Below are 16,453 nucleotides of genomic sequence, written 5' to 3'. Positions count from 1 at the left end.
TTAATAAATCGCTCTTTGAAAATGGTCGTGCGACATGAATAGTCAGACTAAAACAACATCAATGACACCTCATTCTCTTGATACCCAACATCTTGAAAATACGTTGGCGCAACAAAAAAATGCTTATTTGCGTTACCCGTTGCCTACAGCAAAAGAACGCATCGACCGTTTGGCTCGTCTTAAGCGTATCTTAGTTAAGTATCAAGATCAATTTGCTGAAGCAATTAATCAAGACTATGGCAACCGTTCGATCAGTGAAACCAAAATTGGCGAACTACTTACGTGCCTTGAACATATTAAATATTACAGCAAAAATTTAACGGGCTGGATGAAACCGTCTAAGCGACATATTGGCATTATTCATCAGCCTGCAAAAGCTTGGGTACAATATCAACCACTGGGCGTGGTCGGTATTATTACCCCTTGGAATTATCCGCTTCTTCTTTCGATTGGACCACTCATTTGTGCATTGGCTGCAGGTAACCATGCCATGATCAAAATTTCGAGTGCATCGGCAAACTTTGGTTTTGTGTTAGAAAAAGCCTTAGCAGAAGCCTTTCCACAAGAGTTGGTGGCTGTGATTAATGGCGGTGGTGCAATCTCTGATGCATTTAGTCATCTGGCTTTTGACAAAATTATTTTCACAGGCTCGACCAATGTCGGAAAAACCGTCATGGCGGCAGCCGCTGAAAACTTAGTCCCAGTTATTTTAGAACTCGGGGGTAAGTCTCCTGTGCTGGTTCACCCATCCATGGACTTACAAGACGTTGCTGAACGTTTAGCTGTAGGTAAACTTTGGAATGCAGGCCAAACTTGTGTTGCACCTGACTATATATTTTTACCTCGAGGTAAAACAGCAGAGTTTATTGATCGTTTTAAAGCCTGTGCAGAAAATATGTATCCGCATTTTGCAGATAACCAAGATTACACTTCAATTATTAATGATAAACAGTACAACCGCCTGCAAGGCTATTTAGAAGACGCGCAAGCATCGGGTGCTCAAATCATTGAAATTAATTCAAAACACGAAGATGTGGCTGCGGTGCGCAAAATTGCACCAACTTTGCTAACGGGTGTTAGCCCTGATATGCAAATTATGCAAAATGAAATCTTCGGGCCGATCCTTCCAATCATGGAATATGATCAAATTGACGATGTTATTGAGTTTATTAATAGCCGTCCGCGTCCACTTGCTTTATACTACTTCGACTTTGATCAGGCGCGTGCCGACTATGTCGCACAGCGTACGCATTCAGGGCATTTTGGACAAAACACGGTTTTAACCCATGTTGCACAAGACGATTTACCATTTGGTGGCGTTGGCGCATCAGGTATGGGGAAATACCATGGTCCGGAAGGGTTCTTTAGTTTGTCGCATGAACGGTCAGTGATGTCGAATCCAAAGCTGTATAGCTTGAAATTCATTCTCCCACCATTCAATAAGCCGATCCACAAGCTAATTTCGAAGACACTTCTTCGCTAACTGATCAAGGCATGATCTATCGCACATAGTCATGCCGTGTTTTATTGAAAATCGCTTGTCTTTTAAGCGTATTTTTGGTATAAAACGCCCCTTGAATGATTTCATCCGTTTACTTTTTATGACTAGGCACACAATCGGTGCTGTCTAGCAATGGAGTTCACCATGTCTAAGGTTTGCCAAGTTACCGGCAAGCGTCCAGTCGTTGGCAACAACGTCTCGCACGCCAATAACAAAACCAAACGCCGGTTCGAGCCGAACCTGCACCACCACCGTTTCTGGTTAGAAAGCGAAAAACGTTTTGTACGTCTTCGTCTAACCACTAAAGGTATGCGTATTATCGACAAATTGGGCATTGAAAAGGTTGTTGCTGACCTTCGTGCTCAAGGTCAAAAGATCTAAGGAGTCATTACAATGCGTGATAAGATTCGCCTAGTTTCTTCTGCTGGTACAGGTTATTTCTATACCACTACTAAGAACAAACGTACTATGCCGGAAAAAATGGAAATCAAAAAATTTGATCCAAAAATCCGTCAACACGTAATCTTCAAAGAAGCTAAAATTAAATAATTTTAGATTCTAAAAAAAACGGCCTTCTGGCCGTTTTTTTTTGCATTTTTTTTATTCGACTTGTTACACTTTCAGCATAATTGGCATTTCTTATGCTTAATTTTTCCCTAATATACACTGACTTCAGGAGGTTTTAGTGCCACATGATGTAGAACTCATTATCCTACTTGCAGTCGGGTTTGGTGTTGCGCTGTTTTTTGGTTATATCGCCGCCCGTTTACGCCTTCCCCCTCTTATTGGCTATTTAGTCGCGGGCATTATTATTAGCCCAAACACACCGGGTATTGTCGGTGATATTCATTTGGCCAATCAGTTGGCTGAGCTTGGTGTCATGTTCCTCATGTTTGGGGTTGGCATGCACTTTTCACTCAATGACTTAATGCAAGTTCGACGCATTGCCCTCCCAGGCGCAATTTTACAGATTGCTGTCGCTACACTCTTAGGTGTCGGCATCTCTATGCTCTGGGGCTGGAGTTTTGGTTCTGCACTCATTTTCGGTCTAAGCCTGTCTTGTGCAAGTACAGTGGTATTACTCAAAGCTCTCGGTGATCGAGGTCTGCTCGAATCAGTCAATGGTAAAATTGCCGTAGGCTGGCTGTTGGTTGAAGACCTCGTGATGGTACTGGCATTGGTTCTGTTACCTGCCACTGCAGTCCTACTCGGTGGGCAAGCCATTGAAGGTGCCAATGCAGATGATAGCATTTGGCTGACTTTAGGCATCACACTGCTGAAAGTTGCAGGCTTCATTGCCTTCATGCTGATTGTTGGCAAGCGCTTAGTGCCTAAAATTATGCAAATTGTGGCACGCCTTGGCTCACGTGAACTCTTCACGTTAACTGTTGTTGCTGCTGCGGTGTCCATTGCATTTGGCGCATATAAAATCTTTGGCGTTTCTATGGCCTTGGGTGCATTCTTCGCTGGGATGGTGGTGAAGGAATCCGACTTCAGTCACCGTGCAGAAGAAGAAACCCTGCCTTTACGTGAAATTTTTGCCATTTTGTTCTTCGTTTCTGTTGGCATGCTGTTTGATCCAAGGATCTTGCTAGAACAACCACTGCATGTATTGGCTGTTGTCGGCATTATTATGATTGGTAAAACCATCGCTGCCATGGCTTTGGTTTTATTCTTCCGTTATCCACTCAATACAGCACTGACCGTTGGTGCGAGCTTGGCTCAAATTGGTGAATTTTCTTTCATCTTAGCTGCACTCGGAGTTTCACTTCAACTGCTGTCTATTGAAGGTCAAAACTTAATTTTAGCCGGTGCGCTCATCTCCATTACCCTAAACTCTTTTGTATTTTCAGCCGTTGAACCAATACAAAGATGGATTCGTGAGCGCTCATCATTGGCTCGCTTACTTGAACGTAGTGGTGACCCCTTGGCAATGCTTCCAGATGAAGTCTCACAAGATTACCTACGCGATCAGGTGGTGATCGTTGGCCATGGTGAGGTTGGGCGTCGTATTACCCGTACGCTGATGAAACAAAATATTAAGGTGGTGATTGCAGAAGAAAACCGTGAGATTGTGGAAAACTTACGGGAAAAAGGCATTGCCGCTGTTTCTGGTATGGCCACTGAACCGAGCGTACTCATTCAAGCACACATTCAACATGCACGCCTTTTGGTACTCTCACCCATGGATATTTTGGATATTCATAAAATTGTAGATATTGCCAAAACGTTAAACCCACAAATTCAGGTCTTGGTATGTGCTGAGAGTAAGCAAGAAGCCGAAGTGATCCGCAATGATAATATTGGCGAAGTGTATTTTGCCAAAGAGGAAATGGCCAAAAATATGAGCAATCATATTTTGAATCAAATCCAAATTGCGCATCATGAAGCCCCTACGCATTAAGCTCATCACGCTATAAAAAACGCACGCTTCTGTGCGTTTTTTATTATCCGTTTTTTGAGTACACACTGGTCAAAACAAAGCAAAACCGATAAGCTTCAAACACTTAACAATACATATTTAAATATAATATTTTCGAGGGCATCATGCATTCAAAAGGCACACTCACCACTTGGAAAGACGAGCAAGGCTTTGGGTTTGCAACAACTGAACAGCAAACTGATAAAGTCTTTGTACATATTAAAAATTTTAGCTATAAAACCCGTCGCCCATGCGAAGGGGATCAATTGGTCTATGATATTCAGATGGATGCCAATCAGCGCCCTCAAGCTGTGAATATTCAATTTTTACATGACTTTGAACGAAAAAAATTACGCCATCAACGACATAACCAAGCTGAAGAAGGCAAGCAATTGCTGTCTAAAATTGCAGCCTATCCATTTATTTTAGTGTTATTAGCTTTATGCTTTTGGGGAAAAATCAGTATTTGGGTGCTTGGCTACTATATCGTGCTAAGCCTACTGACCTTCTTTTTGTATTGGCAAGATAAAAACGCAGCACAAAAAAATCAACGGCGCACACCTGAAAAAACGTTACATCAATGGAGTTTTTTAGGCGGTTGGATAGGCGCGCTGATTGCTCAGCTCAGCTTACGTCATAAATCACAAAAGAAAGAATTTCGTGAAACGTTCTGGCTTACGGTGCTGGGTAATATTATAGTGTTTGCGGTCTTTGTCTACTTCACTTGGCCTTCAACATTTTAATGCCAACTTGATCGATGCACACATAAAAAAACGCACCAAAAGGTGCGTTTAATTTTTTAAATGATTAACTCAAATATTGTGGCTTCTCATCCACAACGCCTGCTTGCCATTCATTGACTTGCTTTTCAAGCAAACCATATAGCGCAGCCTGAATCATCTGCTGCGCAATCACAGGTGTTTGATCCCCAAGTAAGGCTCGGACCTCTTCATTAAATTGAATCGTCACCAAAGGCTCTTGCTCTGAGCCTGCATTACGCAAGGCCAATTCACCACCCTCGAGTTGCACAAGTTCTAAAATTGCGTCTTGATTTCCAAATAATTCTTTCAACTGTTCTATAGACATATATCCTCCATGCACAACATGGTGGCAAAGGCTACTGCACTTTGCACGGCTTAGATCATTAATATCGGGTTGAAATTGGCAATTTCAAGTACTGCTCATTAAATCGAATTAGAACTCCACCATTTCATTACGGAAGCCATCAATCAACTGCGTTAATTCACGATGCCATTCACGTAAAATTTTGGTATCAGGCAACCATGCTTGAGGCGACTGCGTCACTTTAATAATTAAATTTGACGAGGTTTCTGCCTCAGGTTCCGGTGCACTTGGCTCTGGTGCATACTGACACATCCGGTAAGCTCGCTTTAATTCAGCAATAAATCCTTCTTTGGCCAATTTTTGCATGACGGAAATTTCAGGAGACACCTGACCTTTAGCCGCCATATGTTCTTCTACAGATTTTAAAGTTGGATTAAAGTCATTTAAACGATAATAGCGCACCAGTTCCTGCAAGAACGCCAATACCGCACCGTGTAAGTGAAATACTGCAGCCTCTCGATGTGCTTGTGCTTGCTGAATATGTTCTACTTGCTCAGCTTGTTGGCAAGCCAGTCGTGCAAAATAGAGTTTTTGGTTGGTGCGATCAGCATGGTAACGAGCAACTCGAGACATGAATTTAATTCCTACATTTTGGCGTTGAGTACAAGCACAAGCTTAAACTCAAACTCTCTGAATTCACAATAAATATTATGGATGATCCATTTCAATTAAATAGATTTTCCGTTTAGCAATTTGTGGTTGTATTGTTGCAATGGGACGAATATTTTCTAAAGTCCAAGCCCAGTATCCTGCTTCCCAATAAGAGGCCTGTGCAGGCTCAATTTCATCTTCAGTCCAAGCATGGACTTCTCGCACATCCACCATTGCAATGGCATGCCCCATTTCCTCCGCACCTTCTTGGTGTAGAAAATGCTGATTTTCGACAATCACTAAATTCTTTAAAGGCAATTGCTCAGGTCGCCAACGGCGCACTTCCAGTGTTTTTAAACCATTGACAATTTTTTGCCCTGCAGGAGCCACAATAGAAAGTGCGAAATAGGTTTGCATGCTGAATTCACCATAAAAAAAGGAGCAATTATTGCTCCCTTTCTTTATTAAGCTTTTGGTTTGTCTTCGACAGATTTAACTCGAATACCCATACCTTTCACTTTCAGCGTATTTAAACCTTTAATCGCTTTAATTGCTTCACGGCCATTTGGCATTTCTACAAAACCGAAACCTTTAGATTTGCCCGTTTCAGCATCCATCACTACCACTGCTGATTCAACCTTACCAAAAGGTTTAAACAATTCCAGTAATTCTGCTTCTGTTACCGAGCGCTCTAAGTTACGTACTAAAATATTCATTCAATTTTCCAAATAGGCAGCGTCCTCAAAAAGCATTTGCCTATGGTTGCTTTTTGAACTTGCGTGCTCAATCACGTCAATGCACTATTTTAATCGAGATCGATGCCAAAATCTAAATTAATCGACTTACGCTCAATTAAAGCAGTTTTTACTGTTTGTTCACGTTGCTTATAATGTGTTTCCATCGTACATAATTGACGCGTCATATCATTAAAAAAGTAGCTTTGAACTTTGCGTCCTTGCTCATCAACGGTTTCACGCGCCCAATGATTTAAGTTTTGCTTGGTTAAAATCAATTCATTTTGCGCACGAGTTAAAGCCACATACAGTACACGGCGCTCTTCCTCTACGGCATCAAAATCGCCTGCTGCCCGTGAGTTTGGATACTGTCCTGGGCTAACATTGGCCACATAGCAGACTTTCTGCTCTGTCCCTTTGGCAGAATGAATAGTAATTAAAGTCACGACATCGGTATCGGATTGGCGTTCAATTTCAGAAATAGATACCGGATCAAGCACATAAGCTTCTAAAAACTCTGCCAATTGATCGTGCTTAGACGCCAGTTGTTTGACCAACTCAAAATCACCTTGGCGACGTGGCCAATCCTTTTTATAGTTCTCCGCCAACTGCGTTTCAATCGCTTGAATGGCCAAGCTCACACACGCTTTAACCTGATCTTTGAGCACCGACATTTGCTTCATGATCAATATCGCTTCTGCAGGCACTTTACCAAACTTCTCTAATTGCTTTGCAATACCATCAATGTCGTGTTCAAGTAGCAATTGCTGTGAAAGCTTACTCGCGCCTACATCCCCCACACCATTCCACAAGGTTAAAAAGCGCATCCAAGCAATGTCATCAAGTGGATTAGACATGAGGCGAAGCAGGCTCATCAGATCTTTTACATGCGCTGTTTCAAGCAGTTTCATGCCACCAATAAAGCGATAAGGCACGTTGGCAGCAATGCAGGCTGCTTCAATACTACGGGCGGCAAAGCTCGAACGTACCAGCACCATGTGATCTGACCATTTGTTGCCTTGTAAATAATGGCGCTCTTTAATATCAATCGCAATCCATTTGGCTTCATCAAATTCATTTGGGAAAATATGCATTTTCGGCTTAATGCCTTCCCCACGATGCGCATCTAAACGTTTGTCATATTTAATTTCAGATTCATCTAATAACCAATTAGAGAGGTCTAAAATTTCTTGAGTCGAGCGGTAGTTTTTTTCCAGTTTAAAGATTTCAGCATTTGGCACTCGCTCTTTAAAATGATGAATGTTTTCAAAGTCTGCACCGCGAAAGCCGTAAATGGACTGCGCATCGTCACCCACGCAAAATAAACTTACACGATCCTTCAATGGCTCTAATAAAGCCCATTGCAAGGGATTGGTGTCCTGCATTTCATCGACCAACATATAACGACAAATCGACGCCACATAATCCACTAAACCATCAGACTCCGCCAAAGCCTTCGCCACAATGGCTAAAATATCATCATAATCTAAAAATGCACGGGCACGTTTGCGGGCTTCGTACTCTTTCATAATGTCCGCAATCTGGTCTTTGAGCGCCAAATATTCGGGCATTTGTTTTTCTAGTGCTTCACTCAGTTTTTGACGGGTATTGCGTGCATAAGAATATAGATCGCAAAGCTCAGCAGGCTTAGGTAAAAAGTTAGGATTTTTTTTATCGTCGCGCCCACGAATCAAGCGAAACATCATATTTTGATCATCACGATCAATAATGGAAAACTGCTCTAAACCAAAAGCTTTTGGAATACGGCGTAGCAAGTACATACAAAAAGTATGAAATGTCGATGCTCGCAAGCCCAGTGCTTGATCGCCCAAGGCCAGTTCAACACGTGCCACAATTTCACTGGCCGCACGACGGGTAAAAGTTAAAATTTGAATTTGATTGGCTGGTACACCTTGATCAATTAAATAAGCTGCACGCGCCACGATGGTTTTGGTTTTACCACAACCTGCCCCTGCCAAAACCAAGCTATGCTGTGCTTCTGTTGTTGCGGCTTGTTTTTGTTGCGGGTTTAATTCATTAATCAGGTTGGCTAAACTCATGGTGTCTCATCATACGGGTTAGGCCTATAGTTTAGCAGAGCTGTATGCAGAAAACTTGATGAACAAAGCTAAGCTGAGATCACAAGAAAGGCTCAGTAGCGGTACAAAAGTGGCTGAATTTCATTTTGTATCAGCCAATTAGTTTATACGTATTTTAAAAATAAGCATAAAATATTATCGATACACTCTGATGGTTTTATTGTCTAGCACTTCATAGCTCAGACCCAATCGCTGAGTAGTCACATCAAGATAAGTTAAAAAATTTTGATCTCTTAAATTGATGGGAAAACTCCTTTTTTTATCCACGCTTTGATCAATCACAACCTTAATCCCTTTTTCATGCTGAATGAGATATGCGGCTGTTTGAATTGAATTATCATTAAATCGAAAAGACGTTTTATTTCCTTGTTTTAATCTGTCTTTCACTTCATGAGTGGCATCCGCATGAGCAAAGCCAAAACTCTGCAGCCCCAACATCGACACTAAAAAGATTATTTTTTTCATCGTTGATCTCAATAAACATTATTTCAGTAATTTAGCTATATTTTCACACGCTTTTTGCAAGTTCATTTCCGCATTTTTGAATGCATCTTCCAAGGCACAATTTGGTGGATTAATCCCAACAATCTGCGTAAATCCTAAATCATAAAGTTCAGCTATACTCTCACCCACCACACCAGCAAAAGCAATTACAGGCTTATTGAACTGCTTCGCCACCTGCGCCACGCCATACGGTGTTTTACCCAATTTGGTTTGATGATCAATTTTACCTTCAGCTGTCAGCACATAATCCGCCTGCGCAATTTTTTGCGCCAGCTTCGTCTGCTCAATCATCAGCGCTATGCCTGATTGAATGGATGCGCCTGCAAAAGCCATCAGACCAAAACCGAGTCCACCTGCGGCGCCTGCACCTTGAACATTGCGTAAAGTACAACCCAGTGTCGCTTCAACCACATCAGCATAGTGGCTAAGGTTCTGGTCTAACTGTTGTACCATCTGCTGTGTTGCGCCTTTTTGTGGCGCAAAGATATAGGATGCGCCATTTACACCACACAACGGGTTATTGACATCACTGGCAATAATGATTTCGGTCTGTGCTAAACGAGGATCGAGTTGGGTCACATCGACCTGTACGACTTGATGTAGATTTCCGCCACAGACCTCAATTTCTGTAGCTTGATCATTTAAAAATTGAACCCCGAGTGCCTGTGCCATACCAGCACCGCCATCATTGGTTATGCTTCCGCCTAAGCCAATAATAATTTTATTTACGCCTAAATCTAATGCTGCCCTGATCATTTCTCCCGTGCCATAGGTCGAAGTCAGTGACGGATTTCGGGCCCTAACTGTCACAAGATGAATACCATTGGCTTTTGCCATTTCAATAACTGCGGTTTTCCCCCCATCAATAAGACCAAAATAGGTATGAATACGTTGATTAGGCAAAGGCCCTCTAACTGTGATTGCATGTGTTTGCCCATAGCAAACACTGAGTAATGCATCCACAGTGCCCTCACCACCATCGGCCATTGGAACGGCAATAACATCTGCATGTGGAATAACATTTAAAATGGCACGTCGCATTGCGTTACAGGCTTGCTGCGCACTCAGACTTTCTTTAAATGAATCGGGAGCAAGAACAAAAGTGGTCATCTCAATGCTCAAAATAAACCTTGTCCTAAACCATAACGGTTTTAAAATAATGGGTATATCTAAATATCAAAAAGGTTCGAAATGTCTCGAATTAACTTGGGTCAGTCTGCAACTGAACTGTATAAAAAAGTTGCCGAACTAGATGCTTTGGCCATGCAAAAAGTCCAAGAAGCACAGTTGAATGAAGGCTTTGCACATTTGCTTAAACTCCGTGCCTCACAAATTAATCAATGTGCATTTTGCATTCGGATGCATGCTCAAGATGCCCTCAAAACAGGTGAAAGCGCAGAGCGAATTGCGCTTTTGAATGCTTGGCGTGAAACTGAATACTATGACCAAGCAGAACGAGCAGCTTTAGCTTTAATGGAAGCCATCACGCTTATTGCCGTAGACCAAGTGCCCGATGCGATTTATGAAGATGCTTTACCCTTTTTAACGGATGCACAAATTAGTGCCATTGAATGGCTAGCGATTGTCATTAATGCATGGAACCGAATTGTGATTAGCAGTCGCTACAGCGTGAAGCCTTAATTGCAAACTAAAAAGAGCGCCTTAGCGCTCTTTTTTACATCTCATTACTTCTAAGCTTATTGATCTGCCGAGCTCTTTGGCAATTCACGGCGAATATATGAAGCCAAAGTCAGATAGTTAATTCCTTGGAATAAAATATCTACCGCTAAAAATAACCCCAACACCCAAAATGGCGCATCAGATGACATTAAAATAATCACGCCAGTAATTAAAGTCAGTAAACCTGAAAATAAAGTCCAACCCCAGCCTTGTATCGCGCGGAATACAAGCGCACTCAAGACACGAATCACACCTGCAACAATTAAGATAATCGCCAGAATATTGGTCAAGATAATGGCCGTTTTGACTGGCGTACTAAAGGCATAATACCCAGCAACCAAATACAAAAGACCAAACAACGCCCAAAGCCAGCGAAACCCACCTTCAAAAATTTTAAATGCGGCCACAAAATGCAACAGGCCACCAATCATCATGAGCACACCAAAAATAAACACCACAGACAGTGTCGCAAAAGGCAAAGCGGCTAATAAGACAACGCCAAAAATGGTCAGTAAAATACCCAAGCCTAAATACCATTTACGATTTTCATGTAATTGATGTCGAACTAAATCATTTCCTACTGTTCTCATATTCTTCTCAAGTCAGATGGCTTTATTGAGTTGTAACACGTTCTGTGCTTAAGCAAAAGTCCAAAAGTTATACACAGTTTTCCATCAAATCATACTTAGGACTGTGGATAAAATTTGAGTTATCCATAGTTAAGGTTTGAGCCAACCGACTTCTTGTGCTGTTTGTGTATTGATCAATGTTTGCGCTAAATGCTCTGGCATTTTACTTTGCGTCGCTGAAACTGGAATATGCCCAGCCATGAGTTCAGCCTTAGCCTGTGGATAGCGCGGTAACTGTTCTGGATACGCATAACCCTGCGGAAAAATCGGTTGCCCCGTTGCTAAATCATACTTATCGGTTGCGCCAAAGGCATGTAAAAGCTCATGTACCAAGACAATTTTATTTTGCGCACTTTGCTTTTTGGATGCGAATAAATTCACTGAGCCGATGCGTCCATTTTCAAGTGCTGTTGAATGCTTTAACTCTCGCGTTTGGCGCGGATCATAATAATTTAGATACAGCGTTAAGCTGGCAGGACCATCACTTTTTTGCTGATTGTTCCATGCATAAAAACGGAACTTTAAGCTCCATAACATGACATCTAAAATATTGGCCTGATCGGGTACTTTGGGAGGCAACTGTTTCAACTCACGTCCTAAACGGAAGTAAAAATAGGTCGGTTGCCCACGAAATTGCTGCGCATAGTTTTGTAAATATTGCTGTGCGCCATCTAAATCTCGCTCCGAAAGATGTTGGATATAGGTCTGGGTTGTCGCTAAACCATCGGCATTAATTGGATGTAATAATACAAATACAGGCTTGTTCCAATCCTGATTTTTATCTCTATACGCGTTGAGAGCAACAATCCCCAACACGATTAATAAGCACAGAATTCTTATTTTTTTCCACATGTTAATTTAAACCAAGACACGATTTACTTTAATATATTTGTTTTTTTCAATATCTTTAAAATCAATCCATCCTGAATGAATTGTCTCAATTGCTTCCTCATAATTTCTTATATTTAAATCTGTCTTTTTTAAGTATTCAATAACATCTGACATTTTTGCCCAACCATCATTGACGGCATATATATTAATTGCTTTTTGAACTAGCCGTATAAAAGAGCTAAAACTACTTTTCCGAAGGTACATTTGGCTACCTTTCATTTTGGTCTCAAACACACCTAGTGCCTTAATTAATGTTGAAAGCTTATCTGATCCATAGTTTCTTGTATCAAAATCAGGCTTTACCGCATTAATATACCCCCCAACTAAACCTAAATAAGCCCATCCACTGTCGTCTGAATTATCTTTCACAGCCTTATAAATCAAATTTAATGTAGCTTTATCTATATCTAATTTTAAATTTTCTTTTTCGAGTTTTTCATTTTTTAATGGCTCTTTAATATTATTCTTACGATCTGTTAGATCAGTTGCCTCTCTCATCTCTTCTTTTTCAACTGTGAGCAGATTTTCAACCGAAATAAATTTATCACATGCTTTCTTAAATGCTTCTGGCGTAGTTTTTTTTCCAAAACCAAAAACAGTAAGCCCGTTTTCACGAATACGGGATGCTAATGGCGTAAAATCACTATCACTTGAAACAATGCAAAAACCATCTAATGCGCCTGCATACAATAAATCCATCGCATCAATAATTAAAATCATATCCGTAGCATCTTTACCTTTTGTGTAGGCAAATTGCTGTACAGGCGTAATTGCATGAGGAAGTAAAACATCTCTCCAATTTTTTAATGTTTCACTACTCCAATCACCATATACTCGCTTGACACTAGCTATTCCGTATTTTGCGACTTCTTCAAGTACCGAAGGTATCGCCTGTATAGATGAGTTATCAGCATCGATCAAAACTGCAAATTTTTTAGTTTGTAATTCCATCTTTCCCCACAAAAAATTATTTATTTCAAATTGTTGCCTTTATTTATATTGCCATAAAAAATGCCGGCAATCGCCAGCATTTTTTACATCTTAAAATTTACGCTTCAATCCACTTTCCATCTTGGTAAACCAATGACCACTTGGTTTGTTTCCCTTCAGGCGTTTCAGAACCTACATATTGTGCTTGGTTCTTACGGCTAAATTTCACCAAGGTTGGATTACCTTCAGGGTCTACATCTGGTGCTTGTAAAATAAACTGATATTTTGGATCCAGTTGTTCTGCAACACTGCGTAGCTCGGCTACTTTTGGCGCACGTGTTTCACGAATTTTCGGGAACTTGCTAGCAGCCAAGAATAAACCTGCAGCACCATCACGAAGAACAAAGTAGTCATCGTGTTTTACTGAACGGAGATGTTCCATCTTGATTGGATCAACACGCGGTGGTGCAGCTTGACCATTCTTCAGCACTTTACGCGTGTTATCACAACTTGTGCACGCGAAATACGGGCCAAAGCGACCAGTTTTCAGTTGCATCTCGCCATCACATTTGTCACATGGAATGGTTGGACCATCATAACCCTTAATTTTGAACTCACCTTCTTCAAGCTCAAAACCATTACAGTCTGGGTTATTACCACAAATATGTAATTTACGACCGCCGTCAATCACGTAGCTGTCCATCGCTGTTTCACAGATCGGACAGCGTTTTTTCGACATTAAGTCCGCTGTTTCTGCTGCATCATCATCAGATAATGCCGCTAAGGACTCAACAGGTGTTAAGTTTAATGTGCCTTTACAACGCTCTTTAGGTGGCAAGTTATAGCCTGAACACCCTAAGAAAACGCCCGTCGTACCCGTACGAATCTGCATTGGACGTTCACATTCTTTACAGTGAACAGCTGCAACTTCTACAGGTAAGTTACGGCGCATACCGCCTTCACCTTGCGCATTGGTTAAACGTGTTTTGAAATCACCATAGAAGCTATTCAGTAACTCTTTCCAATTACGCTCGCCATCTGCAACTTTATCCAGCTGACCTTCTAAGTCTGCGGTAAAGTCATAATTCATTAGGTTATTAAAACTTTCATCCAAGCGGTCTGTCACAATCTCACCCATCTTCTCTGCAAAGAGACGACGGTTTTCAAGCTTCACATAACCACGGTCTTGAATGGTTGAAATAATAGCGGCATAAGTCGATGGGCGGCCAATGCCTTTTTTCTCTAACTCTTTGACCAATGATGCTTCAGTAAAGCGTGCTGGTGGCTTAGTAAAGTGCTGTGATGGATCTAACTTTTCAAGTTTAAGCACTTCACCGACTTTCACCGCAGGCAACAGTACATCATCATCAGATTTGTTTTGCCCACGTACTTTGGTAAAACCATCAAACACTAAGGTACGACCTTTGGCTTTAAGTTCTACGCCATTGGCATCCACTAAAATAGTCGAAGATAAATATTCTGCTGGCGTCATTTGGCACGCCACAAACTGACGCCAAATGAGGTCATATAAGCGTTGAGCATCACGCTCTACACCCACTAAGCTATCGCCTTTTAAGCCCACAGTTGAAGGACGAATCGCTTCATGGGCCTCTTGTGCACCGGCTTTGTTGCCATAACGATTTGGCTTGGCTGGTAAATACTTCTCACCAAACTCAGACTCAATATGGCCACGAACCATATTTACCGCATCATCACTCAAGAATGTTGAGTCTGTACGCATATAGGTAATAAAACCTGCTTCATACAAACGCTGTGCCAGCATCATGGTTTTCTTCACAGAGAAACCTAAACGCGTGCTGGCTGCTTGTTGCAATGTTGAAGTGATATACGGCGCACTTGGATTGACCTTGGTTGGCTTATCTTCACGTGCTGAAACGGTATAGTTGGCATCTTTTATCAGATTTAATAACGCATCAGTTTGCGCTTTGTTCTGAAGTTTAAGTGTTTTGCCATTTTGCTTTACTGCTTCTAAGCGAATGTCATCTTTTGCAGATTTGGTATCTGCAAAGACTTGCCAGTATTCCTCTGGAATAAACGCACGAATATCTCGTTCACGCTCGACCACCAGCTTAACCGCAACAGACTGTACACGACCTGCCGATAAACCACGGGCAATTTTTTCCCACAGCAATGGCGAAATCATAAAGCCAACAACACGGTCTAAGAAACGACGTGCTTGCTGTGCATTCACTTTGTTGGTATCTAAGCGCGATGGATTTTTAAAGGCTTCTTGAATGGCATTTTTGGTGATCTCGTTAAATACCACACGCTGATAACGTGAATCGTCACCACCAATCACTTCTTTTAAGTGCCAAGCAATCGCTTCCCCTTCACGGTCCAAGTCCGTTGCGAGATAAACCTCGTCAACCTGCGAAGCAAGCTTTTTCAGTTCTGAAACGACATTTTCTTTACCAGGAAGCACCTCATAATGCGCTTTCCAATCATGTTCTGGGTCAACCCCCATACGATTAACCAAAGCATTTTGAGCTTTTTCAGCCTTCTGTTCATCGGTTAATTTGGTACGAGTTGCAGGTTTTTTTTCTGCAGTTTTTGCTGAACCACCTGTTGGTAAGTCACGTACGTGACCCACAGATGATTTAACAATGTAATCCGAACCTAAATATTTATTGATTGTTTTCGCTTTTGCAGGCGACTCCACAATCACCAAGGCACGCTTCTTACCAGCTTCGGGAGATTGCGCTGTGCTGCTTTTTGATGTGGACCGAGGAGCGTTCGCCATAATTAACCATTAATCCTGTTTTATTTAAATAATTAAAGTTCAGCCAAAGAATGTAAATATGCTTTCATATCTTCAAGCTGTGTTGCTCTGAGGTCTGATTCTTCATCCCAGAATATACCCACACAGTTCGCCTGCATATCAATAGCATAAATGCCCTTTAATGCAACGGGTAAATCCTTAAACTTGTCGTCGCCATACACCAATTCTAGTTTTTGATCGACCACACGCGCACGCATTAAGGGCAAGCGGGCATCTGGAATTAAAACACTGTAGTACGCCACCATACTGGCACGTTTCTCAGACGCCATTGGGATTTTTGTCCACTCTGGTGCGGCCACCAAACGCGGGTGCAAAGACATTTTTCGCGCCTTATCACGCATAATGCCCAAAGCCTTTTCACGAGGATTGACCCGAAGTCCAAAAATAGACCCTAACACAAACACAACAATGAAGACTGTAATCCAAATTCCAGTATTTTCCATAGCACAACCTTTACGTTCCTTTATTAGAGTTGCACAAGCACAATATAAAAGGCAAGATCAAAATAATTAATGCTCAGCTTATTTGTTCATTTTCGATAAAATGA

General features: G+C 41.6%; 18 protein-coding genes. 6 read left to right on the top strand and 12 right to left on the bottom strand.

What is annotated here, in order from left to right; all coding sequences use genetic code 11:
• The first annotated feature begins 34 nt into the window (after positions 1-34).
• The 5 genes from HYG93_RS04125 to HYG93_RS04105 all read left to right on the top strand — a co-directional run bounded on the left by HYG93_RS04125 (position 35) and on the right by HYG93_RS04105 (position 4,666).
• Positions 35-1,483, top strand: a complete 1,449-nt coding sequence (locus HYG93_RS04125; RefSeq protein WP_106985116.1) for a coniferyl aldehyde dehydrogenase — start codon at positions 35-37, stop codon at positions 1,481-1,483.
• A gap of 162 nt (positions 1,484-1,645) precedes the next feature.
• Positions 1,646-1,882: a 50S ribosomal protein L28 gene (gene rpmB / locus HYG93_RS04120; RefSeq protein WP_000048256.1), complete on the top strand. Its 237-nt coding sequence runs from the start codon at positions 1,646-1,648 to the stop codon at positions 1,880-1,882.
• 12 nt (positions 1,883-1,894) lie between these two features.
• Complete coding sequence (gene rpmG / locus HYG93_RS04115) at positions 1,895-2,050, top strand: 50S ribosomal protein L33 (protein WP_001205031.1); 156 nt, start codon at positions 1,895-1,897, stop codon at positions 2,048-2,050.
• Between the two features lie 136 nt (positions 2,051-2,186).
• The gene (locus tag HYG93_RS04110) at positions 2,187-3,905 is read left to right on the top strand and encodes a cation:proton antiporter (RefSeq protein ID WP_106985115.1); all 1,719 of its coding nucleotides are present in this window, start codon (positions 2,187-2,189) and stop codon (positions 3,903-3,905) included.
• A gap of 143 nt (positions 3,906-4,048) precedes the next feature.
• On the top strand, positions 4,049-4,666 hold the full coding sequence (locus HYG93_RS04105; protein WP_106985114.1) for a DUF1294 domain-containing protein: 618 nt from the start codon (positions 4,049-4,051) through the stop codon (positions 4,664-4,666).
• A 64-nt stretch (positions 4,667-4,730) separates the two neighbouring features.
• On the opposite strand, the gene HYG93_RS04100 is transcribed toward HYG93_RS04105, so the two are convergent.
• The 7 genes from HYG93_RS04100 to HYG93_RS04070 form a co-directional block, all read right to left on the bottom strand.
• The gene (locus HYG93_RS04100) at positions 4,731-5,009 is read right to left on the bottom strand and encodes a hypothetical protein (RefSeq protein WP_106985113.1); all 279 of its coding nucleotides are present in this window, start codon (positions 5,007-5,009) and stop codon (positions 4,731-4,733) included.
• 108 nt (positions 5,010-5,117) lie between these two features.
• Complete coding sequence (locus tag HYG93_RS04095; RefSeq protein WP_106985112.1) at positions 5,118-5,621, bottom strand: DUF6586 family protein; 504 nt, start codon at positions 5,619-5,621, stop codon at positions 5,118-5,120.
• A gap of 75 nt (positions 5,622-5,696) precedes the next feature.
• Positions 5,697-6,056 (bottom strand): ASCH domain-containing protein, encoded by a 360-nt coding sequence (locus tag HYG93_RS04090; RefSeq protein WP_106985111.1) that lies wholly within the window; start codon positions 6,054-6,056, stop codon positions 5,697-5,699.
• 47 nt (positions 6,057-6,103) lie between these two features.
• Positions 6,104-6,355, bottom strand: a complete 252-nt coding sequence (locus tag HYG93_RS04085; protein ID WP_106985110.1) for an RNA-binding protein — start codon at positions 6,353-6,355, stop codon at positions 6,104-6,106.
• A gap of 89 nt (positions 6,356-6,444) precedes the next feature.
• The gene (locus HYG93_RS04080) at positions 6,445-8,433 is read right to left on the bottom strand and encodes an ATP-dependent helicase (RefSeq protein ID WP_117006808.1); all 1,989 of its coding nucleotides are present in this window, start codon (positions 8,431-8,433) and stop codon (positions 6,445-6,447) included.
• Between the two features lie 174 nt (positions 8,434-8,607).
• Complete coding sequence (locus HYG93_RS04075) at positions 8,608-8,937, bottom strand: hypothetical protein (protein ID WP_117006809.1); 330 nt, start codon at positions 8,935-8,937, stop codon at positions 8,608-8,610.
• An 18-nt stretch (positions 8,938-8,955) separates the two neighbouring features.
• Positions 8,956-10,086: a glycerate kinase gene (locus tag HYG93_RS04070; RefSeq protein WP_117006810.1), complete on the bottom strand. Its 1,131-nt coding sequence runs from the start codon at positions 10,084-10,086 to the stop codon at positions 8,956-8,958.
• 81 nt (positions 10,087-10,167) lie between these two features.
• On the opposite strand from HYG93_RS04070, the gene HYG93_RS04065 reads away from it, so the two are divergent.
• On the top strand, positions 10,168-10,617 hold the full coding sequence (locus HYG93_RS04065; RefSeq protein WP_117006811.1) for a carboxymuconolactone decarboxylase family protein: 450 nt from the start codon (positions 10,168-10,170) through the stop codon (positions 10,615-10,617).
• A 56-nt stretch (positions 10,618-10,673) separates the two neighbouring features.
• Here HYG93_RS04065 and HYG93_RS04060 read toward each other — a convergent pair whose 3' ends face one another.
• The 5 genes from HYG93_RS04060 to HYG93_RS04040 all read right to left on the bottom strand — a co-directional run bounded on the left by HYG93_RS04060 (position 10,674) and on the right by HYG93_RS04040 (position 16,349).
• Entirely contained in the window at positions 10,674-11,246 is a 573-nt protein-coding gene (locus tag HYG93_RS04060) for an HdeD family acid-resistance protein (RefSeq protein ID WP_178961882.1), read from the bottom strand.
• A gap of 129 nt (positions 11,247-11,375) precedes the next feature.
• Positions 11,376-12,137 (bottom strand): hypothetical protein, encoded by a 762-nt coding sequence (locus HYG93_RS04055; RefSeq protein WP_120367160.1) that lies wholly within the window; start codon positions 12,135-12,137, stop codon positions 11,376-11,378.
• Between the two features lie 6 nt (positions 12,138-12,143).
• Positions 12,144-13,127 carry an NYN domain-containing protein gene (locus tag HYG93_RS04050; protein WP_178961880.1) on the bottom strand — a complete coding sequence of 328 codons (984 nt, stop codon included), beginning with the start codon at positions 13,125-13,127 and terminating at the stop codon, positions 12,144-12,146.
• Between the two features lie 97 nt (positions 13,128-13,224).
• The gene (gene topA, locus HYG93_RS04045) at positions 13,225-15,867 is read right to left on the bottom strand and encodes a type I DNA topoisomerase (RefSeq protein WP_120365176.1); all 2,643 of its coding nucleotides are present in this window, start codon (positions 15,865-15,867) and stop codon (positions 13,225-13,227) included.
• A gap of 32 nt (positions 15,868-15,899) precedes the next feature.
• Positions 15,900-16,349: a hypothetical protein gene (locus HYG93_RS04040; RefSeq protein ID WP_106985398.1), complete on the bottom strand. Its 450-nt coding sequence runs from the start codon at positions 16,347-16,349 to the stop codon at positions 15,900-15,902.
• Positions 16,350-16,453: the final 104 nt, after the last annotated feature.

This window comes from Acinetobacter sp. SwsAc6 (assembly GCF_013391565.1).
Lineage (GTDB): Bacteria > Pseudomonadota > Gammaproteobacteria > Pseudomonadales > Moraxellaceae > Acinetobacter > Acinetobacter cumulans.
Note: the sequence above shows the minus strand (reverse complement) of the source record. Positions and strands in the feature narration are given on the sequence as shown.